We start from the raw sequence: 24,264 nt of genomic DNA, 5'->3' as shown, positions 1-24,264 counted from the left end.
CGCGCTTCACCACCTCGACAGGTTCGGGGCGCTAGGCCATTCACCCGATCAGGACATTCGTTCAGGAGCCTTGCCGATGACATTCGGACGCACCCTTCGTGCCACGACCACCGGTGCCGCCATCTTCGCCCTGCTTGCGACCGGGGCGCCCGCGCTGGCGCAGGATGACAATGCGGAAGACCGCATCCGCCGCCTCGAAATGGAAGTGCGCGCCTTGCAGCGCAAGGTCTTCCCCGGTGGCGACGGGCGCTATTTCGAACCGGAAATCAGCGCGCGGCCCAGCGTCGATTCAACCGTCAGCACCCCCTCGACAACGGCAGTCACCGATATTCTCGCCCGCCTCGATGCGCTGGAATCGCAGCTGCAGCAGCAAACCTCGCAGATCGAGGAAAATGCCAATGCCGTGCGGTTGCTGACGATGCGGCTCGAAGCGCTGGAGGGCGGTGGCAGCGCCGGAGCAGCCGGAACGACCGGCAATACGACCACCGGAACGTCGACGGACACCGGCGACAGCATCGTCTCCCCCTCGACCAACGCGGTTGCGCGCAATACCGAGCAGATGACCGGTACCGCAGCGACCGCCTCGGGGCCGAGCGCGGCGCGCCTTGCCGCGGTGCAGGCGATTGCCAAGCCGCAGACGGACGATGCGGCGGATGATGAGTATTCCTACGGCTTCCGCCTGTGGGATGCCGGTTTCTTCCCCGAAGCGCAGCAGCAGCTGACGATGTTCGTCGAACAGCACCCCAATCACTGGCGGGCGACCTATGGCCGCAATCTGCTCGGCCGCGCCTATCTTGACGATGGCAAGGCGCGCGAGGCGGCGCCGTGGTTCCTGAAGAACTACCAAGACGACAAGGGCGGCGCGCGCGCGGGCGACAGCCTGCTCTATCTTGCCGAGTCGATGATTGCGCTCAACGACACCAACCGGGCCTGCATCGCGCTGGCGGAATTCGCCGAAACCTATCCGGCACTGGCGTCGGGCCGCCTGAGCGGGCAATATGCGACCCAGCGAAGCAAGGTGACCTGCAATTGACGATCCCATCGATCACGTAAGCAAGTTTCGCCAAGCAATCGGCAGGCTCGATGCGCCAGGGCGTGTTGGCCTCGCCGTGTCCGGCGGGCCGGACAGCATGGCCATGCTGCTACTGGCCCGGGATGTGCTGGACGATTTCGAGGTCGCGACCGTCGATCACGGTCTGCGGGCCGAGGCCGCCCGTGAGTGCCGGCTTGTCGCGGATCTCTGCGCAAAGCTTGCAGTCCCCTGTACGGTTCTCGAAGTCCGGGTCGATGAAGGCAATCTGCAGCAGGAGGCGCGTCGAGCGCGCTATGCCGCGTTGGGCGAATGGGCGGGTTCGCGCGACCTCGCTGCGGTACTGACTGCCCATCACGCCGACGATCAGGCCGAGACACTGCTCATGCGGCTCAACCGGGGCAGCGGGCTTGCCGGGCTTGCCGGGATCCGGCCGAAGGGGCGCGTGGAGGGGTGTGATGTGGACATCCTGCGCCCGCTCCTCGGTTTCCGTAGAGCGGAGCTTCGCGCGATCGTGGAGCAGGCGGGGATCGAGGTTGCGGATGATCCGAGCAATGCCGATCAGGCATTCGAGCGCGTGCGCATTCGCCAGGCCTTGGCGCAAGCCGACTGGATCGACACGGCCGGGATCGCGCAGAGCGCCGCGCTGCTTGCCGATGCCGAGGAGTTTCTGGCCGCTCAGCTATCCGAGAGCTTCGACACGCTGTGCGGGAATGACGGGGAGCGCTGGTGGTTTTACCCCGGAGCGTCGCGGTTCGAGAATATCGAAATGCTCGCAGTGCTGTTTGCGCGGATGGGCGCGAACCCTGCGCGAAGCGAGCTCGATCGGCTCGTGGACCGGCTGGAGGACGGTAAGGGCGCGAACCTGTCCGGGATATTAGTCCGCCCGGTGACCGACCCGAGCGATCTTGGCATCGACGTGGTGCGCTGGAACCTCGAGCCGGAGCCGCCCCGCCGCGCGGGGTGAGCGCGTTCAGACGATACTGTCGCCGAGCTGCAGCGTCTCGCCATCGGTGATGACCACCATGTCGCCTTCCTTGGCGATGTCGAAGAGGCGCGAGGCGATTTCGTCGGGCACTCCCACGCAGCCATGGCTGGCGTAGCCGTTCTCGACCTCCGACCCGCCATGGATCGCGATACCATCGCGGGTCAGAAACATGCTCCACGGCATTGGCGCATTGCCATATTTCTCGGACACATTGTGCCGCTGCTTCCACAGGATCGGGAATTTGCCGGTCGGGGTGGGGTAATCGTCGGTCCCCAGCATCACGGCAGCCGCACCGATTTCGTAGCCGCCGCGAAAGATCGAGATGACGCGCGCCTCGAGATCCACGGTCACGAGTAGCGGCCCTTCGGGAACACCCTCGTCGTCCCAATGCCATTCGCCATATTTGATCGGGCCGTCGATCGGGAGCACCCGGCGGACGGTGTAAAGACGCTGCTGGTCGGCAAGCGCCTTGGCCGCGAGCGCACCCAGGGGGTCGAGCGCAGGCTCGCCAGATTCGCTTGCGACGGCAGCCGTGGCGGGCGTGCTGCGCGGTGCCTCGCCCTCGGCCTCGAGAGAGCCGTTGAGGAACAGGCCGGCAAAGCCCGCCACAAGGACGAGCGTTGCGCCACCGATCCATTTCAGCATCATGTCCATGCCGCTGTTATGCGCCGGATCGCTGGTAATTTCCAGCGTCCGCCCACTGCCGTTCCATCAGGGTACAGGAGTCAGGCGCGAAGTTCGGCGGCCTCGCGCGCGATGCGCTCCACGTCGGACGGATCGATCGCACCGCGCGGCGCGACCCAGCTGCCGCCGACGCAGAGCACCGGATCGAACGCCAGCCACTCGCTGGCATTGTCGAGTGACACCCCGCCGGTCGGGCAGAACCTGCATTGGCTAAATGGTGCGGCAAGCGCTTTCAGGGCTGGCAGACCGCCCGCCGCCATGGCGGGAAAGAACTTGAAATGCGTCAGGCCAAGGTCGAGCCCCCGCATGATGTCGCCCGCATTTGCGATGCCGGGCAGGAAGGGAATGCCTTCGCGGATTGCCGCCTTGCCCAGCGGCTCTGTGAGGCCGGGCGAAACGATGAATTCGCTGCCCGCCGCAATCGCGTCTGCCAGTTCGTGCTGGTTGGTCACCGTGCCCGCGCCGACAATCGCGCCTTCGACGCGTTTCATCGCGCGGATCGCATCGAGCGCGGCGGGCGTGCGCAGCGTAACCTCCAGCACGCGCAAGCCGCCGGCAACCAGCGCGCGAGCGAGCGGCTCGGCATGGTCGATTTCGTCGACAACGATCACCGGGATCACCGGCGCTGTCTGCATGATCTGGGAAATATCGGTCATGAGTGTTCCCTGGCAAAGGCAGCGGCAGCGCCGAACAGGCCCGGTTGCGGATGGGTGATGAGCTTGACCGGGATGGAAGCCATCAGTTCCTGGAACCGGCCCTTGGCCTTGAAGCGCTCGGCAAAGCCGGATTTCAGCAGCGTGTCGCGAATGCGGAAGCCGAGCCCGCCGGCGATCACGACCCCGCCGAAGCCGCCCTGCGCCAGCGCGATGTCGCCGGCTACGCTGCCCAGCGACAAGCAGAAGCGATCGACGGCCGCGGCTGCAAGGCTGTCGCTGCCCTCCTGCCCGCGCGTCCAGATCGCGATATCGTCCTCGTCGGTGACGGGCCTGCCCTCCATGGCGGCGAGCGTCTGGTAGATGTCCGAAATGGCCGGACCGGAGACGACCCGTTCCACCGAGACCCGCGTGTGGCGCTTGCGCAGGCGGGCAAGGATGGCATCCTCTATGCTGTCGAGCGGGGCGAAATCGATGTGCCCGCCCTCGGTCGCGGAGACGCGATAGGTCCCATCGGGCTCGCGATAGAGATGCGCGACGCCGAGGCCTGTGCCGGGGCCCAGCACGCTGAGGCGGCCGGTAGGCGCGAGCGGCTTGTCGGGGCCGGTCAGATGGATGAACTGGTCTTCGTCAACGCGCGCGACCGCATGGGCCACCGCTTCGAAGTCGTTGACGATGCAATATTCCTCGACACCGAGCTTCTCCTTCACCAGCGCCGGGCGGATGATCCACGGATTGTTGGTGAACCGGATCACATCGCCGCCGACCGGCCCGGCGATCGCCATCGAGACGCGCGGCGGTAGCGATCCGCCCTTGCGGTCGCGGAAATCCTCCCACGCGGTCTGGAAGCTGGCATGATCCTCGGTGTGGATCGTCTCGGGCTCGCCCAACGTGATCGTGCCGTCGTCGGCGATGGTGGCGATGACGAAACGGGCGTGAGTGCCGCCGATATCGACGCTGACGAGATCCATGGTCACAGCCCCGCCATCGCGAGCATGGAGGATGCGCCCTGTTCCGCCCCGTCCGCATTGGCGCGGAACATGGCGAAATATTCGCGGCCCATGCCGAGATCGGGGGCGGGCGCTTCGGCGGCGTTCCGCGCGTCGAGATCGGCCGTCGTCGACAGCTCGCCGGTCGCCGCGCAGACCTTGACCACATCGCCGTCGCGCAGTTTCGACAGCGGCCCGCCGCCGAGCGCCTCGGGCGTGCAATGAATCGCTGCGGGCACCTTGCCCGATGCGCCCGACATGCGGCCATCGGTGACCAGCGCGACGCGATAGCCGCGGTCCTGCAACACGCCGAGTGCCGGGGTCAGCTTGTGCAGTTCGGGCATGCCGTTGGCGCGGGGACCCTGAAAGCGGACGACGACGACGACGTCCTTGTCGAGCTCGCCTTTGCTGAAGGCCTCGTTGACCGAACGCTGGTCCTGAAAAACGCGACACGGTGCTTCCACGGTCCAGCGCTCGCGTTCCACGGCGGAGGACTTGAAGCAGGCGCGGCCGAGATTGCCCTCGACCAGGCGCATGCCGCCATCGGTCTGGAACGGGTCGGAGGCGGGGCGCAGCATCTCGGTATCGCCCGACGGGCCGGGGTCGCGCCACGAAAGCGCTTCGCCATCGAAACCGGGTTCGCGCGAATAGCTTTCGAACCCGCCGTCCCACACCGTCAGGATGTCCGGATGGGCAAGCCCCTCTTCGAGCAGCGTGCCGATCACATAGCCCATGCCGCCCGCCTCGTGAAAATGGTTCACGTCGCCCGATCCATTGGGATAGACGCGCGCCACAAGCGGAACGGCCTGCGAAAGTTCGGCGAGGTCGTTCCAGTCGAAGCGGATGCCGGCCGCGCGCGCCATCGCGGGAATATGGATGGCGTGATTGGTCGAGCCGCCGGTCGCCAGCAGTCCGATGGCAGCATTGACGATCGCCTTCTCGTCGACGACGCGGGACAGCGGGCGAAAGTCCTCGCCCTCCTGACCGATCGCGGCAAGGCGATGGGTCGCGGCACGGCTCAGTTCCTGCCGCAGTTTTGCGCCCGGCTGCACAAAGGCCGCGCCGGGGACATGCAGCCCCATCATCTCCATCATCATCTGGTTGGAATTGGCGGTGCCGTAGAAGGTGCAGGTGCCGGGCGAGTGGTAACTACCCATCTCGCTGGCCAGCAATTCGTCGCGCCCGACCTTGCCCTCCGCATAGAGCTGACGCGTGCGCTGCTTTTCCTTGTTCGAGATGCCCGTGCCCATCGGGCCCGACGGTACGAAGATTGCGGGAAGATGTCCGAAGCGCAAGGCGCCCATCAGCAGGCCGGGCACGATCTTGTCGCAAATGCCGAGCAAAGCGACGCCGTCGTACATGGCGTGGCTCAGCGCCACCACGGTGCTGAGCGCGATCGTATCGCGGCTGAAGAGCGACAGCTCCATGCCCGCCTCGCCTTGCGTCACGCCATCGCACATTGCGGGGGTCCCGCCCGCCACCTGCACGGTGGCCCCGACCTCGCGTGCCCAGATCTTCATTCGCTCGGGGTAGCGGTAGTAGGGCTGATGGGCCGACAGCATGTCGTTATAGGCGGTGACGACGCCGAGATTGGGTCCACGCGCGGCCTTGATCGCCTCCTGATCCTCTTCCGCCCCGGCGAACGCATGCGCGAGGTTGGAGCAGGACAGCGAATGGCGGTTCACCTGCCGGTCGCCTTCGCGGTCCATCAGGTCGAGATAGTCGCCGCGGCTCGCCCGCGAATTCTCGATCACCCGCTGCGTAACGCGGTGTATGGTATCGTTGAGCGGCTTAGTCATCGTGCCAGCTTACTCCGTCGCGTTCGGCGAGCGCGATGGCCGCGCTCGGGCCCCAAGAGCCTGCGCTGTAGGTCTTCGGAACGATGCCGTTCTCTCCCCACAGCGCTCTGATTGCATCGATCCATTCCCATTGCGCCTCGACCTCGTCACGGCGCACGAACAGGGTCTGGTCGCCTTCGATAAGGTCCAACAACAAGCGTTCGTATGCAATCCGACGCACCGTGCCGGAAAACGCGTCGGGCATGGCAATATCGAGCGGCACAGAACGCAGCCGCAGTCCGTCGCGATCGAGGCCCGGTACCTTGGCCATCATCGTCATCTGGATGTTCTCTTCGGGCTGGATGCCGATCACCAGCCGGTTGGGCTGGGTCCTCGCCCCGCGCCCTTGGAAAATCGAATGCGGGATGCAGCGAAACTGGACGACGATCTCGGTCACGCGCTCGGGCAGGCGTTTGCCGGTTCGCATGTAGAAGGGGACCCCCTTCCAGCGCCAGTTATCGACATGCGCCTTGATCGCGACGAAGGTTTCGGTGTCGCTTTCCTTGCCCAGCTCCTCATCATAGCCCGGTACGGCCTGGCCGTTCACGGCTCCGGCGCGATATTGGCCAGTGACCACCTCGTCCCGGTCGACGTCGCGCAGTGCGCGCAGGACCTTGACCTTCTCGTCGCGCACGGCGGTCGCATCGAAGCTGGTTGGCGGCTCCATCGCAACCAGTGCCAGCAGTTGCAGCATGTGGTTCTGCACCATGTCGCGCAGCGCCCCGCTGTCGTCGTAATAGGCGACGCGCGATTCCAGTCCCACGGTCTCGGCGACGGTGATCTGCACGTGATCGATATAGGTCGCATTCCAGACCGGCTCGAACAGCAGGTTGGCAAAGCGCAGGGCGAGCAGGTTCTGGACCGTTTCCTTGCCGAGGTAATGGTCGATCCGGAAAATCCGGTCCTCCGGAAAGGCCTTGGAAACCGCATCGTTGATCTCGCAACTACTTTCGAGATCGGTGCCAAGAGGCTTTTCGAGGCCGATCCGGACGTTGCCCTTGGTCAGGCCGGCATGCTCGAGCCCCGCGATGGTCGCTTCGAAAAGGCTGGGGGCCGTGGACAGGAAAATGGCGAGGCCGCTTTCATATTCACCGACCTCGCGCGCAAGGTCGCCATAGCCCTCCGGCGTGGTGGCATCGACGGGCACGTAATGAAGGCGGTTGAGGAACTGGGCGATCCCGCCCCGCCGATTGCTGGGCAGATGCTTCTCCAGCGCCTCGCGCGCGAAATCACGGAAATCCCGGGTCGAGAGATCGGAGCGGGCGGTGCCTACGATCTTCAGTTCAGGGTGCAGCAGATCATCGGCATCGAGCGCACAGAGCGAGGGCAAAAGCATGCGCTGCGCAAGGTCGCCGGTCGCTCCGAACAAAAGCAGGCGGTCTGCTGTAAAGCTCATGCGAACGGGCCTGCGATCATCGTGTCATCTCTCCTGCGATGGGCGGTTACCAGCGCATGCTGGCGCTTGCCAGAGGGCTGCATTCCTATTCTTTGCGGATGTCGATCTCGCTTGAAATGAAATTGCACGCGCCGAAGCTGGTAAGAAAGCTGACATCGGCAGCATCGCGGCCGACGCCGATCTTCACAGTTTCGGCCGCAAGGGCCATGCCGGTCGCGTCGACGATCTGCCACGTCCCTCCGTCCTCGATCTCGGGATCGGCGAGAAAGACTTCGGCGACGGCGTGAAAATCCTGCGGGGTCACTCCGGGCGCGAAACACGAGACGTAGCGCGCGGGGATGGCGCTGGCCCGGGCCAGGGTAACGAGCATGTGGGCATAATCGCGGCAGACCCCCTGGCGCGACACGAAGCTCTCGACGGCGCCCGTATCCGGTCCCGACGCGCCGGGCGTGTAGGTGAACCTGTCTTCGATCCAGTCGCGTAGGGCCGCGACGCGCGCGCCGCCTGAGGTGGAGCCGAACTCGGCTTCGACGAAGGGTTGGAAGCGATCGGCAGGGCAATATCTGCTGTCGAGCAGATAGCGCACAGCTTCGCCCGGCAGATGGTGCGGGGGGAGGGTGTCCAGTTCCGACAGATCGGCGAGTTGCCGCCTGACCTCGACGCTGGCTTCGTATTGCACCTCGCACTGCCCCGCGACGCGAAGCCAGATCCGTTCACCGATATCGTCTTCGGCCGGAATGCGTGCGCAATGCTCCGCGTCCGGAAGGGTGGTCGATGTGTTTCGGATGGCCTGTTCGGGCAGAGATGCGGCTTCGAACTGCAGCAATACGTCGGTCGGCTTGTCCGCGCTGAACGCGAAACGGGTTGCGATTGTAAGCGCCATGCGCATTCAACGGCGGACGCGCTGCTTCGTTTCGGGGAGGTTGATTGCGATGCGAGATGCGCAAAAAAAAAGGGCCCGAGCGGACCCTTTTTTATGAATGCATTCCGAGGCCGCGGTTTATCCGCGGAAGAACCATTTCCAGATATTGAACATGATCGTACCTCCTGTTGGTAGAGGCAACGCATGTCATTAACCATAATCGTTTGTAAACCCTAAACCATGTTCGCGACTCGGCCCTCTGCCTTTTTCGCGTTGAATTCCAACAGCTTGGATAGAGATATCGGCCTGGAAAAAACATATCCCTGAAGCTCGTCGCAGCCCATTTCGTTAAGGATTTCAGCTTCTTTCATCGTTTCCACCCCCTCGGCCACGACCGTGATTCGGGCCTGGTGGCCCATCTCAATGATGCTCGAGACGATCGCTCGCGCCTTCGGATCGGATACGATATTCGACACGAACAGACGGTCGATCTTCAACTCGGTGAACGGAAGCGAGAAGAAGGTCTCGAAATTTGCCGAGCCGACACCGAAATCATCGATCGAAAGGCCGACACCCAGCTTCAGCAATTCGTCGAGGATCGTTGACGCAGTCTCCAGGTCAGCGATGCGCGATGTTTCGGTTATCTCGAGGATCAGGAATTGCGGATCCAGGCGGGTCGCCTGAAGCGCGTTGCGGACAAGGCCTACCACACGCATGTCGCGGAGCAGGGTTGCGGAGATATTCACCGACACCTTGATCGGCGCATTGCGGAAATGAAGCAATTGCCCTGCCGAGCAGGCGCTCTGCAGAACGTAGCGCGTAAGATGTTCCATGCGCCCGGCCTTCTCGCACTGTTGCACGAAATGCATCGGTTCGATGAAGCCCTTTGCCGGATCGTGCCATCGAACCAGGGCCTCGACGCCGGCGACGGCCCCGGTGGCAGTGTCGATCTTAGGCTGATAGACGCAATAGATCTCGCCCGCTTCCATGGCCTCGTCGATGCGGGCACGAAGCGAGATGTCCCACAGCAAATCGGCGTTTTCGCCATTTTCGGCAAACTTGACAGGCTCGTGTGCTTCCGACGTTTCTTCGGCTGCGGCCATCGCCGCCGGCACACGGCCAGCCGTCTCGTCGTCGATCGCCGACACCCCGAAAGTGATGCCGACATCGACTGATACATCGCCGACCACGACCGGTGCAGCAAAGATCGCGCGGAGGCCGGCGAGGTGTTCCATCATCGCCGCGCGATCTTCGATAGTCGAGTGCCAGGCGACGTAGTGCCCTTCGCTGAAAATGGCGAGATCCGGGTCGACCGCACGCAGGCGATCGACCAGTCGGAGCAGATATGTGGTCCGTTCTTCCGGGGCGAGGCTCTTCAGGATGCGCTCGTAGTTGTGCACCTTGGCTACTACGACATGGCCGCGCAGCATCGGCTCGCGCACCATACGCGCGTCGAAAGCCTTTAGGGTCGGGAGGCCGGTTTCCTGATTGACCAGCGCCAGACGCCTCTTCCAACGAGCGCGCCACCGATAGATCGCGTACACGGCCAAAAGCCCCGCCGCGTAGGAAATCTCGATCCGGTATCCAAGCCTCGCTGTCAGGAAAAGCAGCGCAGGAACGGATATGGCGAGGGCAGCATAGGCGAGCCACCGGTTTCGTCTCCGTGGCGCTGCGATTACAAGCACAGCGAGCAACAGGGCATACACTGCAATTACAGTCACGGAATAAAGGTATCCGCCGCGTCCGCTCTTGAGAGTCTCGCCAGCGTAGATGGAGATGTAGCTGGGTGGAGCGAAGGTGCTGTTCGGCACGTTGAGGTTCGAACCCGAGCTTCGCTTGTCGTGCCCAATAACAACCGTTTTGCCAGCAAAGTCGATGTTGCGATCGCGACCGGTCGCGGAGCCCTCCGTAAGGCTCGAAAGCGGGGCGCTGGCTATCTGTTGGCCAGGGAAGCCATAGTCGATTTGGAAGCTGCCTCCCTGCGCAGTGTGATCGCCGCCCAGAGATGCTCCCAGTGTGGGCAATCGCTCACCATCTACGGTGAACCCGAACGCAGTCTTCCAATTGACGTTGAAGTAATTGTCATCTCGGCGATCGGCAATCACGCGATTGGTTTGGCCTGCGATCGAAGGATCGGTGCGGGATATCCGAGGCCGAACATTTGTATCGAGTTCGAGCCAATCCGCGACGGAAATACGGGGGCCGAGGCGCTCTATGGCTCCGGCCAAAGCGGCATCATACGCTTTCTCGGACCGCTCCTCGAACACGACATCCAGATAGACCTTGCCCACACCACGCCGATCGAGTTCGTCGAGTGCTTTGGCAAGTTGCAAGCGGCGGTGGCCAAGATTGGGGTCGTCGAGAATCTGGTCACTTTCGACGAATACGATGTCTCCGGACGCTTTCTGACCGGCAATCTTCGACTGGAACAACCACAGGAACTGGTCGATCGGCTCGAACAGGAACAGGGCCACCGCACCAAGGATAAGTCCGCAGGAAATAGCGAGATGCCGCAGTCTCTCGCCCACGCGTCGCGTGTTGCCCCACCGCACAGGCGGTGGTGGCAGGCGCGTTCCGGCAAAGGCGCGTTCGATACCCATCGCGACTGCTTATGGGCATCTTAAGTTTAAGAAACCTTTGACGCGCCTCGCGGTTCGTAGAGGCAGGCAAGGAAATGCGGGCGGTTTGGTGGTTAAAAGCGGATTAGGTTTCGTGCTTTCCAAGATGAAGCGGACAGCGGAGAAGAAACGCGCAATTGGCTGGGAAAAATCCCACTTTTCCGTCCATTGCGGCTGTCGCCGAAAGCCCTAACCGGCAAAGTTAATGCGCCTGGCAGCTGGTTTTCCAAGGCAGCGCGATCAGGCGATGACGCCGAACAGGTCGTGCGCGTCGCTATCCTCGATCATTACCGAAACGATCGATCCGGGGACCAGATCGCCGGGAACCTGCCGCAAGTAGACTGCTCCGTCGATTTCCGGAGCATCTGCCTGGCTGCGCCCCGTGGCTCCGATATCGCCGTCCTCGTCTGGGTTGCCGAGCTCGTCGATGATGACCGGGATGGTCTTGCCGACTTTCCTTGCGAGCTTGGTCGCGCTGATGCGCTCGGTCACCTCCATGACCCGCGCATAGCGTTCCTCCTTCACTTCCTCGGGCACGGGATCGGGGAGCGCATTGGCTTGTGCGCCCTCCACCGGTTCGAAGCGGAAGGCCCCGACGCGGTCGAGCTGCGCTTCTTCCAGCCAGTCGAGCAGATAGCTGAAGTCTTCCTCGGTTTCGCCGGGGAAGCCAACGACGAAGCTCGAACGAATGGCGATGTCGGGGCAGATGTCGCGCCACCCCTTAAGGCGTTCGAGCACCTTGGCTTCGTTCGCCGGGCGCTTCATTGCACGCAGGACTTTCGGGCTGGCGTGCTGGAAGGGAATATCGAGATAGGGCGTCAACAGCCCCTCGGCCATCAGCGGAATGACCGCGTCGACATGCGGATAGGGATAGACGTAGTGGAGCCGCACCCACGGAGGCGTCCCGTTGCCAATGTCGAGCCGGCCCAGTTCGCGGGCCAGATCGGTCATATGCGCACGGACCTCGCGGTCCTTCCACATTCGGCTCTCGTGCCGCGTATCGACACCATAGGCGCTGGTGTCCTGGCTGATGACCAGCAGTTCTTTCGTGCCCGCCTCGACCAGCTTTTCGGCCTCGCGCAGCACTGCATCGATCCGCCGGCTCGCGAGTTTTCCGCGCAGGTCGGGGATTATGCAGAAGGCGCAGGAATGGTTGCAGCCTTCCGAGATCTTCAGATAGCTGTAGTGCCGCGGCGTGAGCTTAATGTCGGGCTGCGGGATCAGGTCGATGAAGGGGCCCTGGCTCGGGGGAGCGTGCTCGTGCACCGCCTCCACCACCGCCTCGTATTGGTGCGCGCCGGTGACCGCCAGCACGCTGGGGTGGGCGGCGCGGATGGCGTCGGCTTCCTCGCCCATGCAGCCGGTCACGATCACGCGGCCGTTCTCGGCGATCGCCTCGCCGATTGCGGCAAGGCTTTCCTCCTTGGCACTGTCGAGAAAGCCGCAGGTGTTGACCAGCACCACATCGGCCCCGGCATAGTCAGGGCTCATCGCATATCCGTCGGCGCGCAGGCGGGTGAGGATGCGCTCGGAATCGACCAGGGCCTTGGGACAGCCGAGGGAAACCATGCCGACCTTTTTCTGGTCGGGGATAGAGGGTGTGGAGGTGTTCATGTACCGATGTCCGTGGAATTGCGAGCGCCCCTACACGAACGACACCGGCAGCGCTAGGAGAGTTGCATGGGACCGGTAGACTGGATTGCAGTAATACTGGCGTGGCTGGCCGCAGCCGTGCTGGGTGTGGCTTTCTTCGGCCGGGCCGCGACCCCGCGGGACCGGCTGGTGCTGCATGGCGCGGCCGCCCTGCTGCTTTTCGCCAGCGTGGTCATGATCGGGCACATGTTCGCGCGAGTGGGCGCGGCCACGCTCGCTGCGAAACCGTGGCTTTATTTCATGATGTCCGGCGGGCTGGCGCTGACCTTCATCGGCCCTGCGCTGTTCATCACCGCGATACGGCGGGAAACGCCCGTGAGCCGCGCGCTATATGACTGGCTCTACTGGCTCGTGGCCTATCTCGCGATTGGCGGGGTCTTCTGGGCGCTGCACTGATCAGGCAGGTTCTTCGGCGCGGTCGTCGCGAGCGTGACCATCGCCCTTGTTCGTGCCGTTCGGCGTTGGCACGATCTCGACCACGATGTCGCCCTTCTGCAAGTCCTGGCACTCGTCTTCCCAGAAGCCGAGCGCCTTCCCGTTGCGATAGACCCTGAGGCCGCGCCCGCCGGTGCGAAGCTCGGATATGGCGCAGCCACATTCCTCTTCGGTAATCTCGCGCTCGACCAGCTGAACCCGGCCCGAGACGGAGGCGAGGTCCGCGAGATAATCGGCGATATGTTCGCCCTTGGCACTGCCGGCCAGCAGCAGGCCGGTGAAGCGCACCGGGTTGATGACATTGTTGGCCCCGGCCTGGCGCGCCAGCGATTCATTGTCGTCGGCCCGGACGACAGCGCTGATGGGCACATTGGGCGCGAGCGCTCGAACCGTAAGCGTGATGAGGATGGTTGTGTCGTCGCGTCCGGCCGAAACCAGCACGTTTTGCGCCTGATCTATGCGTACGGCCTTGAGCGTCGTGTCGCGCGTGGCGTCGGCCGCCATGATATTGCAGCCCAAGGCCTCGGCATCGGCAAGCCGCTCCTCGCTGGGATCGATGACCACGATGCAGGTAGGATCTATCCCCCGCTCGATCAGTTCGGCGACCGCTTCGGAGCCCGAAATGCCATAGCCGAGGACCACGATGTGATCGGAAAGCTGTTCCTGGATGCGGGCCATGCGCCATTTCTCCCAGCTGCGCTTGATGATGAAATTGTAGGCGGTGCCCACGAAGATGAAGAATACCGCAAAGCGGATGGGGGTCACGATGACCGCTTCGACCAGCCGCGCGCGGTCGGAAATCGGCGCGATATCGCCAAAGCCGGTCGTCGTGATCGAGATCATGGTGAAGTAGATGACATCGAGGAAGCTGACCTCGCCGTCGAGATTGTCGACCAGCCCCTCACGATCCCACCAATGGATCATCACCACGATGAAGATAAGGAATAGCGCAAGGCCGAGGCGAATGCCGAGGTCACCCCAGACCGGGATCTTGACCGCGCGCCGCAGCGGCTGGAAGCGCGGTCCGCGATAGACGCGTTCCGGATTCTTGCTCGGAACGATCGTATCGACCTGGCGGTCCTTCCGGCTCATGGACGGCCTCGCGCCGGCAAAAGATCGGCGGGATCGACGGGGGTATTGTCCTTCAGGATGTCGAAGTGCAGTTCGGGCCGCGTCGCGCTGCCGCCTTGTCCGGCGATACCGATCCGCTCCCCGGCCTTGACGAATTCACCCAAAGTCACGGTCGTGCGTGCAAGATGGCCGTAGCGCGTGCGCCAGCCATTGCCGTGATCGAGCACGACGAGCGGGCCGAAGCGGCCGCTGTCTTCCTGCGCATAGACCACTGTCCCGCTGGCGGAGGCGCGCACCATGTCGCCCGTGCTCACCGCGATGTCGATACCCTCATGACCGCCACCGTCGGGGCGGCGGGCGAACCCCGCAAGGATCGCACCATCGTGGGGACGCCGGAAATAGGGGCGATCGCGAACCGGTGCGGGCGGGGCCGGGCGATCCGAATAGGCAGGGATGATGAGCGTCTGTCCGCGCCTGATGCGATAGGGTGCCTCGAGCCCATTCGCCACTGCGATCAGATCGAAGGGCACGCCGTATTTCTGCGCGATGCCGGATCCGGTATCGCCTGCCTTGACCACATGCTTGCGCTGGCGCGGAATGATCAGGACCTGGCCAGCCCTGACGTCGAATGGCTCGACCAGCCCGTTGGCCGCGGCGATGACCGTGGCCGATACGCCGACCCGCTCCGCTATGCCGCTCAGGGTTTCGCCCTCGGCGACCGTGTGCTCGGTTTTGGTCGCAGGGTTGCCCGCTGCCACCAGCAAGAATGCTGACAATGCGAGGGCCAACCGCTTCATTCGGTATATCGCTCCGCCAGGGCGCCGAGCGAGGCATGGTGCGTAAGATCGAGTTGCAGGGGTGTCACCGACACATAGCCTTCGTCAATCGCTTCAAGATCCGTCCCATGGTCGAGCGTGTGCTCGATCGCCTCGAGACCGAACCAGTAATAGGTGAAGCCGCGCGGGTCACGCCCTTCAACCACCGTTCCCCTGGAATAATCGTGGAAGCCCTGCCGCACGATGCGGATGCCCCTCACTTCGTCCGCCGGGCGGGGCGGGAAATTGACATTGACCAGCGTGCGCTTGGGCAGCGGCGTGTCGAGCAGCGGGGCCAGCACTTTCGCCCCCCATTCCACCGCGGCACCGAAAGGCACGTCGTCGCCAGCGCCTTCCTTGGAATAGACCTGGCTCAGCGCAATCGAGCGCACCCCGGCGAGGGCGCCCTCGATCGCTGCCGAAACGGTTCCGGAATAGGTGATGTCATCGGCAAGGTTGGCCCCGCGATTGACGCCTGACAGGATCACATCGGGCTTGCCGGGGACGACCCGGCGCAAGCCCATCGTCACGGCGTCGGTCGGCGTTCCGGTGACGGAAAACCTGCGTTCGTCATGCTGGCGCAGGCGCACCGGCCGCGTGAGAGTGAGCGCATGACCCATGCCCGACTGCTCCTCATCCGGCGCGCAGATCCAGATATCGTCGCTGAATTGTCGCGCAATCCCTTCGAGCACTTCCAGTCCGGGCGCGCGAATGCCGTCGTCATTGGTCAGGAGAATACGCATCAGCCCTGTGGTTCCAGCTTGGTGATACCGCCCATATAGGGTTGCAACACATCAGGTACGGTCACGCTCCCGTCGGCGTCCTGATAATTCTCCATCACGGCCACCAGCGTCCGCCCGACGGCAAGTCCGGAGCCGTTGAGCGTGTGGACGAAAGCGGTCTTTTTTTCGCCTTCGGGCCGATAGCGCGCGTTCATCCGCCGCGCCTGGAAATCGCCGGTATTGGAGCAGGAGGAAATCTCGCGCCATGCGCCTTGACCGGGCAGCCACACTTCGAGGTCGAAGGTCTTGCGCGCGCCGAAACCCATGTCTCCGGTGCACAGCAGCATGCGGCGATAAGGCAGGTTCAGCGCCTCGAGCACGCCCTCGGCGCATTTGGTCATGCGCTCGTGCTCGGCCTCGCTGTCTTCCGGGCGGCAGATGCTGACCAGCTCGACCTTTTCGAACTGGTGCTGGCGGATGAAGCCGCGCGTATCGCGTCCTGCCGACCCGGCTTCGGAACGGAAGCAGAGCGTGTGTGCAGTAAGGCGTATAGGCTCGGCGAGGTCCGGCAGGATCTCGCCCGCGACCGAATAGGTGAGCGGAACTTCGGAGGTGGGGACGAGCCAGCGGTCATCCGTGGTGCGAAAACTGTCGTCCGCAAACTTCGGCAGCTTGTCGGTGCCGTACATCGCGTCGTCATTGACCAGCACCGGCGGATTGCATTCGGTGTAGCCGTTTTCGCGCGTCTGCCGGTCGAGCATGAATTGCGCCAGCGCGCGGTGGAGGCGGGCGATGTCACCGCGCAGGAAGGTAAAACGCGCGCCGGAGAGCTTTGCACCGGTCTCGAATTCCATGCCGAGGGCCGGGCCGAGGTCGGCGTGCTCTTTCGGCTCGAAACCGAATTCGCGCTTCCCGCCCCATTGGTGGACTTCGACATTGCCGTCCTCGTCTTCGCCTTCCGGGACGTCATCGGCGGGGATATTGGGCAGGGTCGCGAGCAGGCGGTCGAGCTCTTCGCCCGCAGCCCCCTCTGCCTCCTCCCATTCGGGCATCGAGGCCTTGATCTCGGCCACTTCGGCCTTCAGCGCCTCGGCCTTGTTCTTGTCGCCCTGGCCCATCGCCTGGCCGATCGCCTTGGAGGCTTCGTTGCGGCGGCTCTGCGCCTGCTGGACCTTCGTTGTGGCCTCGCGTTTTTTCGCATCTAGCGCGACGATGCGGTCGGCCACCGGCTCTGCTCCGCGCTTGCGCATCGCTGCATCGAACGTCTCGGGATTGGACCGGATAAAGGCAATATCGTGCATGGAGCGCGCCTATGCCTGCTCCCCGCGCGCTTGACCAGAGGGAGGTATCGCCCGGTCGCGCAGTCGGGCACATCTGTATTGCTTGCGCGTTCAGGGGCATTCCCAACAGCTTGAAAGGCATGACAGACTTGCAAGGCCAGCCCATCGAGCCGCCGCGCCGCACGCGCTTCATCGACATCGCGGACGCGGTTATCCGCACCGGACGGCGCCTGGGTGCGATTGCGCCCGCGACGCTGGAGAAAGATTTCCTGGTGGAGAAAGCATCAGCGGCCACCGGTCTCGACGATTTCGGCGATCCCTGGTTCGAACAGCCCTTCGACGTACTGCTCGACAGCGTAAAGCGGGAGGCTGCGCTCAACGCAGCAGGCGATTTCTCGGCCATGCAGCAGTTCCAGTATGTCCTCGAAAGCCGCCTCTACGCGCAGATGTGGTTCAAGCGGCATCCCGAAATCCTCGCCCGACCGATCCCGCATCCGGTCGTGATCGTGGGCCCGATGCGCTCGGGCACGACGCGGCTGCACCGCCTGCTCGCCAGCGACAAACGCTTCGCTCATCTGCGCAGCTTCGAGACGATCAGCCCCGTGCCGCGACCCGGGTTCGAGGAGGTGCTGGAAGGCAAGAAGGAGGATTTTAGGCCGAAGCTGGCAGGCCGCATCATGAATGTCGCACGTCTTGCCAACCCGCGCACCCTGTCGATCCATCCAACCGGTCCCTACGAACCCGAGGAGGAGCTCGGCCTGCTGGTCGCCAGCATGTGGGGGATGAAGCACGATGCACAGTGGCACGTCCCGTCATACGCCGCCTGGTGTGCTGGCCATAGCGCGGTGCCCGCCTATCGCTACATGGCCGATCTGTTGCGGCTGATTGGCTGGTCGCAGCAGGAAAGCTCGCTGCGTCCGTGGATTCTCAAGACGCCGCAACACATGATGGACCTGCCGGCCCTGCTAGAGGTGTTTCCCGATGCGCGGCTGATCTTCACGCACCGCGATCCCAAGCAGGTCGTCGGCAGCGCCGCCTCGCTCGCGTGGAACCAGACGATCATCTATTCGGACGATGTCGATCCGCGGCGGACCGGCCGGATGTGGCTCGACAAGACCGAACAGATGATCGCCCGGATGCGCGCCGCACGCGATGCCATTCCGCGCGAACGGATGATCGACGTGCATTACGAGGATATGGAAACCGACTGGCGCGGCACGATGCAACGGGTCTACGACTTCCTCGGGTTCGACATCGCCCCGGCAATCGCTCCGATGGAAGGTTTCCTCGCTCGGTCGGCCGCGCTCAAGCGCCATCCGCACCGCTACAGCCTGGAGGAATTCGGCCTGAGCGAAGATCAGGTGCGCGAGCGTTTCGCGGATTACGTTGCGACCTATGGCGTCGCGACGGATCGCGAGGGCGGGGAAATGCGTCGCCGAATGCGGACATGAAGAGGGCCGGCCGGGGCCGACCCTCTCGATTGGTAATTTTTGCAGGTTAGAACGTGACTTCGCCGGTCACAAAGATGCGGCGCGGATCGCCGTAGAAGCCGGTCAGGTTGCCTTCCAGCCCCAGCACCGACCCGGTCACGAAGTCATAGCCGGCAACGATGTAGCGCTTGTCGAACAGGTTCTTGCCGTGGATGCCGATCGACCAGCGATCGCTGTCGTCGGTGTAGACGATGCTCGCATCGACCAGCGCATAGGCGTCCTGGTCGAGCGGGCCGGGCAATTCGAACTGGCTGGAATCGCCGCGCATCGAAATCGTGCCGATGAAGTCGACGATCCCGCTGGCGACGGGCAGGCCGAGATCGAAGCTGGCGTTGGCGGTGAAGTCCGGCGTGTTCTGGAACACCCGCTCGTCGGCCACATCATTGCCGAAGGTATCGATGAAGGTGTTGTATTGCGCATCGAGATAACCGACCGCCCAGTTGAAGTTCAGGCGGCTGCCGGGGCCGGCGAAGTCCCGCCCGACCAGCGCGCTGCCTTCGAACTCGATCCCGTTGACGTCTGCATCGCCCGCGTTGGACGTCACGCCGACAAAGGTGTCGCTCACACCGTCGCCATCGGTGTCGACCCCGACCGAGCCCGGGATCTGAATATCGGTGTAGTCGCCCTTGAAGATGGCGAGGGCGAGAAACAGCCGGTCGTCGAGCACGTTCGCCTTCCAGCCCAGCTCGTAGCTATCGACCTTCTCCGGGGCGAAGCGAAGAAATTCGAACTGATCGTTGAAATCGACATCGCCGTCGCCATCGATGTCCGGCGCGAGCTGAGTTTGGCCGCGCGGGTCGAAGCCGCCACCCTTGAAGCCCTTCGAATAGGTGAAATACACCGTGTGGTTGTAGCTGGGCTTGTAGGCGATCGATGCGCGCGGGGTGAACTCCTTGAATGTCTCGCTGCCGTTGAAATCGCTGGTGACTGCGATGGGGACCGCATCGGATGGTGGAAACAGGTCCGAATAGCCGCCGACGAAGGTCGTTCGCAGCACTCGGCTGGTCCTTTCATCCCAGGTGTAACGCCCGCCGACCGACAAGCTGAGCTGGTCGGTAATGTCATATGTGAAATCGCCGAAGATCGACCAGGTCTTCGTGCCGACATCACCCAGCGTCTGCGCGTTCAGACCGGGCAGGCCGACAAACGCCCCGGTGGTGAAGAGCGCCACGTCGAAAGCGGTGAAGGCGTTGGCGTCCAGATAGTACGCCCCCAGCACGCCGTTCAGCCGGTCGCTCTCGTAAAGAAGCTGGAATTCCTGGCTGAACTGGTCGTTTTCGTAGATGGCGGGAACGTCAAGATCGGCAGCGGGCAGGCTGTCGAAATCGATCGGGGTTGTCGAACGATCCTCACGGTATCCGGTGATCGACTTCAGCGTGATCGTGTCGCTGAGCTCATAGGCGATGGTCAGACCGCCGCCGTAGGCCTCGACCTCCTGCTCCACTACGTCCAGCCCGGCGCGCGTGTCATAGACGCTGTCGAGGATCGGCGCGCCGGTGAGCCGCCCGACCAGCAGGCGGCCGCCTTGGCGTGGATCGGAATTGTCCTTCACGTAATCGCCCGACAGGCGGATGAAGAGCGGGCCGTTGTCGAACTCGATCGTGCCGCGCGCGGCCCAGACATCCTTGTTGTAGTTCTCGACCCCGTCCTGGACCAGGTTGTCGCCGAATCCGCCGCGCGACAGCCGCGCGCCGCTGGCACCGATCTTCAGCGTGGCGCTGACCGGCGTCGAGGCCGACACAATCAGGTCTGCCTGGTTGTAATTGCCCAGCGTCCCACGCACCTTGACCTGCGTTTCGTCAGGTAGCCGTGCGGTCACATACTTGATCGCGCCGCCGATCGTATTGCGGCCGTACAGCGTGCCTTGCGGCCCGCGCAGCACTTCGATCTGTGCTACATCGTACACGTCGAGCACTGCGGCCTGCGGGCGATTGATATAGACGTCATCGACATAGAGGCCGACGCCCGCTTCGAACCCGGCGACCGGATCCTGTTGACCGACCCCGCGCACGAACGCGCTCAGCGTTGTGTTGGTGCCGCGGCTCACCTCCAGCGTAACATTGGGAACTTCCTGCGCTACCTGGGTGAGATCCTGCGTGCCGCGCTTTTCGAGCTCCTCGCCCGAAATGGCGGTAACGGCGAGCGGCACGTCGGTGATCCGCTCCGCCCGCCGGCGGGCGGTGACGACGATGACATCGTCCTCGGTCGACTGGCCCTCTTCAGCGATCGCCCGAGCATCCACCTGCTGAGCTGCAGCCGGTGCTGCAAGGAGGGCGGCAGTCGCCACCCCGGCGCAAAGGGTACACATCGAAAGCATGGTGCCGCGCATCTTGAATTCCTCCCAATCTCGTTTTTGTCCCGCCGCAATAATGAAACCTGAACCACCTTTCAAGTTTGTTGTTGTCTGCGGGCTTGACTCTGCATAGAATTATCAGCGGAAGGGGCGTTGGATGGACGACTTGGCAACCCAGGCGGACCGCAAGCCGCGCACGGAGCGCGGTCGCAAGACCTTGCGCAAACTGCTGGATGCAGCAGCCGTGGAATTCGCCGACCATGGCTTTCATGAAGCATCGATCAGCGGAATCACGCGACGCGCGGGTGTCGCGCTCGGGACATTCTACACCTATTACGACAGCAAGGACGCGATCTTCCGCGCTCTTGTGCGCGACATGAGCGAAGCGGTCGGTACCGCGGCGCGCGACGCGATCGAACCGGACATGGGACCACTCGCGGTCGAGCGGGCGGCGCTTCAGGCGTTCCTGGAATTCGCTGCCGAGCACAAGGAAGTCTATCGCATCATCGACGAAGCCGAGTTCGTCGATCCGGTCAGCTACCGCGCACATTACGAACGGATCGGGGATCGCATCGAACAGCGGCTGAAGGCCGGTGCATCGACGGACGGCCTGCGCGCGGATCTCGGCGAGCCAGAAGCCTGGGCCGTGATGGGCATGAATGTGTTTCTCGGCCTGCGCTATGCCATCTGGGCGCAAGATGGCGATCCGGACCCGGCCACTGTGGCCAAGATTGCCAATCGCCTGCTTCGCGAAGGGATCGCGGGCTCAAAACCCGACTGATTTTCGGAACTTGGTCTCCTTTCAGCCGTTGGTTGCGCAAAGGAGATTTCGTATGATTGGCAAGGTTATCGGAGCATTCGTGGGTGACAGGATCGCCAAGCAGACCAAGGGCGTGGGTGGTGCCACCGGCGCTGCCTTGGGCGTCGTGGCGACGACCCTGCTGCGCCGCATGAGTTTGCCAGCGATGATCGCGCTGGGCGCGGGCGGTTATGTGGCGAAGAAGATGATGGACAAGAACACCGGCGACACCGCCGACACTGCTTCGCCGGCCACCACGACAACTGCACCGAAGGCGAACAAGATAGCCGCCTGAGCGTAAGGCAAACACCAGAGAGGCCGTCCCGATTGGGGCGGCCTTTTCTATTTGTACTCGAGAAAATGGTGGGCGCGGCAAGGATTGAACTTGCGACCCCACCCGTGTGAAGGGAGTTCGCGATCTCAACTAACCATCTGTAAGAAAATCATTATCAATGACACCAGGGTGGTGTGCTGTACGCCAATTGTACGAAGGGCCGCCAAAACCATCCTATCATATCACGGCTCGGGTCCACCAACGCTGAAACGAAAAACCGCCGGAAGGGCAGGCACCCTTCCCGGCGGCAAATTTCATAGCGTCACGGCTATTTCTTCTTCCTACGCGATGGTCGAATCGGGTGCAAGGGCAAACCTTGCCGGAGGTGCCAAATGAGCGCCTCCCTCACTCACGGGGGCCTGCCCGATGGTGTGACCCCCTTCAAACTCTGTGACCTAGTCGCTGAGATTGCGCATGGGACCTGCAAAAAAGAGCGGCTCTCGGCAACGGCGGTTCGCCTTCTGCATTACTTCATTCGGGCATGCCGACAATCTGATTTCGAACCTGGCAAAATCTGTGGCACCTGGGAACAGCCGCAAACAATGGCAGGCGAGCTGAGGATTTCGACCAAGGTTCTGCACAATGCTGAAGCGGAATTACGTCGCGGTGGCTTCATTGAGCGGACACACAGCCCGCATGCCAGACGCAGCGGCAAGCGTCACAATGGTAATATCGTCGCGCTTGCGGGGATCAGTCTTCGCCCGCTGATCGATGGCTGGGCCAAATGGCAGGCACGGCGCGAAGCGATCGAACTGCAGGCTAACGCGGTATTCTGCCTCAAGCAGGAAGTTGCGGCACTGAATCGCGAAGTCCGGGCCTCTGATAATCCGGAAGCAATCGAGCGGGTGGGCGAGATCCTGCCGCGCGGCCGCGTCTCACGCATCAACGATGTCGAGAAGCTGGAAGCATTGAGGAATACGCTTGAAGCACTGTTGGTGCTGCTGGAACTTCCCTCCGGTGCAACGGAATCTTCCGACCGGACGGAAGAAATCGTTACGCCCAATATACCTGAATCAAACTCATCGAAAAACCGTAGCGGCGCTCGTTCCGGCGGAGGTGATGATGATCGCGCGACAAAGGTCACACCCGACTTGGTCGCTGGAATTGCCAGCTCCGACTATCGAAACCTCCTTCCTCACGGACGATCACTAAGCTGGCGTGATCTTATCGATGCGTCAGAAACGGCATGCCGCTGGCATGGCATTTCAGAGGCTGCATTCGGTCAAGCATGCGAGAGGTTGGGACGCGAGCGTGCAGCGGTCTGCGTCGTCGTCATCGATCGCAATGCCCGATTGCCTGGTGAGCACCGCTATCGAGCACGATCAGGTCGAAGATGCCTGACTGGACTACTGCGAAACCCCACAGGCCTCTTGCCGATGCTCAAGGCAGCACAAGGCTATCCAGAGGGGCAATTGGGCGAAGGTTCGTTCACACCAGAACCGTCTGGCCAAGATGATCACGGCAGCTTCGGGAAGCTTGCCTCCGCCTCCCTTGCAAAGCTCGCGAAGGGGTACACAACATGACTCCTTCGAAGGTCGAACGTCTTTGGCATGCCTTGGAAGACGGCAATCCGTGGTGGCCATCATACCAACCCCGGCGAACGGATGTTCTGAGCTGGCGGCATGCTGCGGCTATTCTGCTGCGCGAGGTCGATCCGGAACCGATCTTTGCAGCCCTGCCCGATTTGTTCGACGCGATCTACGATCAAACCGCTGATGCTGTCTGTGAACGGCTGTCAGGCACTGAAAACCGACTGACTTGGGCAATCTGGTTCGACGTCTGGCTGGAGCATTTCGACAGTTGGAATGACCCCGTTCGGCAGCTGGTCGAGCAGCATTGCATCGGCCCTGATGCGAAACATCTGGCTGAAATGCTCACTCGTCTTGATGGAGCATCTTTCTGTGATTTCGTGCTTGATGCCTACGATCAGGACGTCATCAACCGCGCCGCATTGCAAACTGCTTTAGACGAGGAGCCGCTGCCGATCCTCAAACTCAGCGGGACGGGGTGGCCTTTTGAGCGGCTCGCCTATGGCTTCTACCAGCGTTTCTGCACCGAACTCGACAAAGAGCCGGAAGCGGCACCTCAGGCCATGTCGGAGCTCGATTTCAATCGAGCGGGGCACCCGAATGTCTATCGGGAGAATGCGGCATGAGCCCGGTCAGAATAGCATCGCAACTGTTTCGGCCGTTCAGCCGGCTGCGCCCCACTGGAAATCCAGGAAGACTTCGAAATTCGCCGATCTCGCTGGCCCAGACTCTGGAGGACGAAAATAGAATTTCACACTCCATGCAGGTGGCCTGCTCTCGGTGGA

General features: G+C 62.9%; 21 protein-coding genes. 8 read left to right on the top strand and 13 right to left on the bottom strand.

Annotated elements, in window-relative coordinates; all coding sequences use genetic code 11:
* The first annotated feature begins 76 nt into the window (after nt 1-76).
* Both P8Q88_RS13540 and tilS read left to right on the top strand, forming a co-directional pair.
* On the top strand, nt 77-1,033 hold the full coding sequence (locus tag P8Q88_RS13540) for a tetratricopeptide repeat protein (protein WP_278324358.1): 957 nt from the start codon (nt 77-79) through the stop codon (nt 1,031-1,033).
* Entirely contained in the window at nt 1,029-1,997 is a 969-nt protein-coding gene (gene tilS / locus P8Q88_RS13535; protein WP_512700436.1) for a tRNA lysidine(34) synthetase TilS, read from the top strand. The genes P8Q88_RS13540 and tilS overlap by 5 nt, the downstream gene beginning before the upstream one ends.
* A gap of 6 nt (nt 1,998-2,003) precedes the next feature.
* Here tilS and P8Q88_RS13530 read toward each other — a convergent pair whose 3' ends face one another.
* From P8Q88_RS13530 to rimO, 8 genes are all read right to left on the bottom strand, one after another.
* Complete coding sequence (locus tag P8Q88_RS13530; RefSeq protein WP_278324356.1) at nt 2,004-2,672, bottom strand: L,D-transpeptidase family protein; 669 nt, start codon at nt 2,670-2,672, stop codon at nt 2,004-2,006.
* A 71-nt stretch (nt 2,673-2,743) separates the two neighbouring features.
* Nucleotides 2,744-3,358 (bottom strand): bifunctional 4-hydroxy-2-oxoglutarate aldolase/2-dehydro-3-deoxy-phosphogluconate aldolase, encoded by a 615-nt coding sequence (eda, locus tag P8Q88_RS13525; RefSeq protein ID WP_278324355.1) that lies wholly within the window; start codon nt 3,356-3,358, stop codon nt 2,744-2,746.
* Nucleotides 3,355-4,326: a glucokinase gene (gene glk, locus P8Q88_RS13520; protein ID WP_278324354.1), complete on the bottom strand. Its 972-nt coding sequence runs from the start codon at nt 4,324-4,326 to the stop codon at nt 3,355-3,357. Before glk ends, eda begins: the two co-directional genes overlap by 4 nt.
* 2 nt (nt 4,327-4,328) lie before the next feature.
* Complete coding sequence (gene edd / locus P8Q88_RS13515) at nt 4,329-6,143, bottom strand: phosphogluconate dehydratase (RefSeq protein WP_278324353.1); 1,815 nt, start codon at nt 6,141-6,143, stop codon at nt 4,329-4,331.
* Entirely contained in the window at nt 6,136-7,578 is a 1,443-nt protein-coding gene (gene zwf, locus P8Q88_RS13510) for a glucose-6-phosphate dehydrogenase (protein ID WP_278324352.1), read from the bottom strand. The genes edd and zwf overlap by 8 nt, the downstream gene beginning before the upstream one ends.
* An 85-nt stretch (nt 7,579-7,663) precedes the next feature.
* On the bottom strand, nt 7,664-8,461 hold the full coding sequence (locus P8Q88_RS13505; protein WP_278324351.1) for a transglutaminase-like domain-containing protein: 798 nt from the start codon (nt 8,459-8,461) through the stop codon (nt 7,664-7,666).
* 212 nt (nt 8,462-8,673) lie between these two features.
* Entirely contained in the window at nt 8,674-11,040 is a 2,367-nt protein-coding gene (locus P8Q88_RS13500) for an EAL domain-containing protein (RefSeq protein ID WP_278324350.1), read from the bottom strand.
* Between the two features lie 258 nt (nt 11,041-11,298).
* Entirely contained in the window at nt 11,299-12,672 is a 1,374-nt protein-coding gene (gene rimO, locus P8Q88_RS13495; RefSeq protein ID WP_278324349.1) for a 30S ribosomal protein S12 methylthiotransferase RimO, read from the bottom strand.
* Nucleotides 12,673-12,738: 66 nt separating this feature from the next.
* Here rimO and P8Q88_RS13490 point away from each other — a divergent pair, with 66 nt between their 5' ends.
* Nucleotides 12,739-13,107, top strand: a complete 369-nt coding sequence (locus P8Q88_RS13490) for a DUF1761 domain-containing protein (RefSeq protein ID WP_278324348.1) — start codon at nt 12,739-12,741, stop codon at nt 13,105-13,107.
* On the opposite strand, the gene P8Q88_RS13485 is transcribed toward P8Q88_RS13490, so the two are convergent.
* From P8Q88_RS13485 to serS, 4 genes are read right to left on the bottom strand one after another with little or no spacing between them, the layout of a single operon-like run.
* Nucleotides 13,108-14,238, bottom strand: a complete 1,131-nt coding sequence (locus P8Q88_RS13485; protein ID WP_278324347.1) for a potassium channel family protein — start codon at nt 14,236-14,238, stop codon at nt 13,108-13,110. It abuts the gene before it with no gap.
* Nucleotides 14,235-15,014 (bottom strand): M23 family metallopeptidase, encoded by a 780-nt coding sequence (locus P8Q88_RS13480; protein WP_278324346.1) that lies wholly within the window; start codon nt 15,012-15,014, stop codon nt 14,235-14,237. The genes P8Q88_RS13485 and P8Q88_RS13480 overlap by 4 nt, the downstream gene beginning before the upstream one ends.
* The gene (gene surE / locus P8Q88_RS13475; protein WP_278324345.1) at nt 15,011-15,775 is read right to left on the bottom strand and encodes a 5'/3'-nucleotidase SurE; all 765 of its coding nucleotides are present in this window, start codon (nt 15,773-15,775) and stop codon (nt 15,011-15,013) included. The genes P8Q88_RS13480 and surE overlap by 4 nt, the downstream gene beginning before the upstream one ends.
* Nucleotides 15,775-17,055, bottom strand: a complete 1,281-nt coding sequence (serS, locus tag P8Q88_RS13470; protein ID WP_278324344.1) for a serine--tRNA ligase — start codon at nt 17,053-17,055, stop codon at nt 15,775-15,777. The genes surE and serS overlap by 1 nt, the downstream gene beginning before the upstream one ends.
* Before the next feature lie 119 nt (nt 17,056-17,174).
* Here serS and P8Q88_RS13465 point away from each other — a divergent pair, with 119 nt between their 5' ends.
* A complete protein-coding gene (locus tag P8Q88_RS13465; RefSeq protein WP_278324343.1) occupies nt 17,175-18,485 on the top strand; it encodes a sulfotransferase family protein in 1,311 nt (436 codons plus the stop codon).
* A gap of 46 nt (nt 18,486-18,531) precedes the next feature.
* On the opposite strand, the gene P8Q88_RS13460 is transcribed toward P8Q88_RS13465, so the two are convergent.
* Nucleotides 18,532-20,853, bottom strand: a complete 2,322-nt coding sequence (locus P8Q88_RS13460; RefSeq protein ID WP_278324342.1) for a TonB-dependent receptor — start codon at nt 20,851-20,853, stop codon at nt 18,532-18,534.
* 121 nt (nt 20,854-20,974) lie between these two features.
* Here P8Q88_RS13460 and P8Q88_RS13455 point away from each other — a divergent pair, with 121 nt between their 5' ends.
* From P8Q88_RS13455 to P8Q88_RS13440, 4 genes are all read left to right on the top strand, one after another.
* Nucleotides 20,975-21,598, top strand: a complete 624-nt coding sequence (locus P8Q88_RS13455; RefSeq protein ID WP_278324341.1) for a TetR/AcrR family transcriptional regulator — start codon at nt 20,975-20,977, stop codon at nt 21,596-21,598.
* Between the two features lie 52 nt (nt 21,599-21,650).
* Complete coding sequence (locus tag P8Q88_RS13450; RefSeq protein WP_278324340.1) at nt 21,651-21,911, top strand: hypothetical protein; 261 nt, start codon at nt 21,651-21,653, stop codon at nt 21,909-21,911.
* 371 nt (nt 21,912-22,282) lie between these two features.
* Nucleotides 22,283-23,473, top strand: coding sequence for a replication initiation protein RepC (repC, locus tag P8Q88_RS13445; RefSeq protein ID WP_278324339.1), 1,191 nt, complete (start codon nt 22,283-22,285; stop codon nt 23,471-23,473).
* Nucleotides 23,470-24,105 (top strand): hypothetical protein, encoded by a 636-nt coding sequence (locus P8Q88_RS13440; RefSeq protein ID WP_278324338.1) that lies wholly within the window; start codon nt 23,470-23,472, stop codon nt 24,103-24,105. Before repC ends, P8Q88_RS13440 begins: the two co-directional genes overlap by 4 nt.
* Nucleotides 24,106-24,264 lie beyond the last annotated feature (159 nt).

It is taken from the genome of Qipengyuania marincola, from assembly GCF_029688625.1.
Taxonomy (GTDB): domain Bacteria; phylum Pseudomonadota; class Alphaproteobacteria; order Sphingomonadales; family Sphingomonadaceae; genus Qipengyuania.
This window is presented reverse-complemented; position numbering and strand designations above follow the sequence as displayed.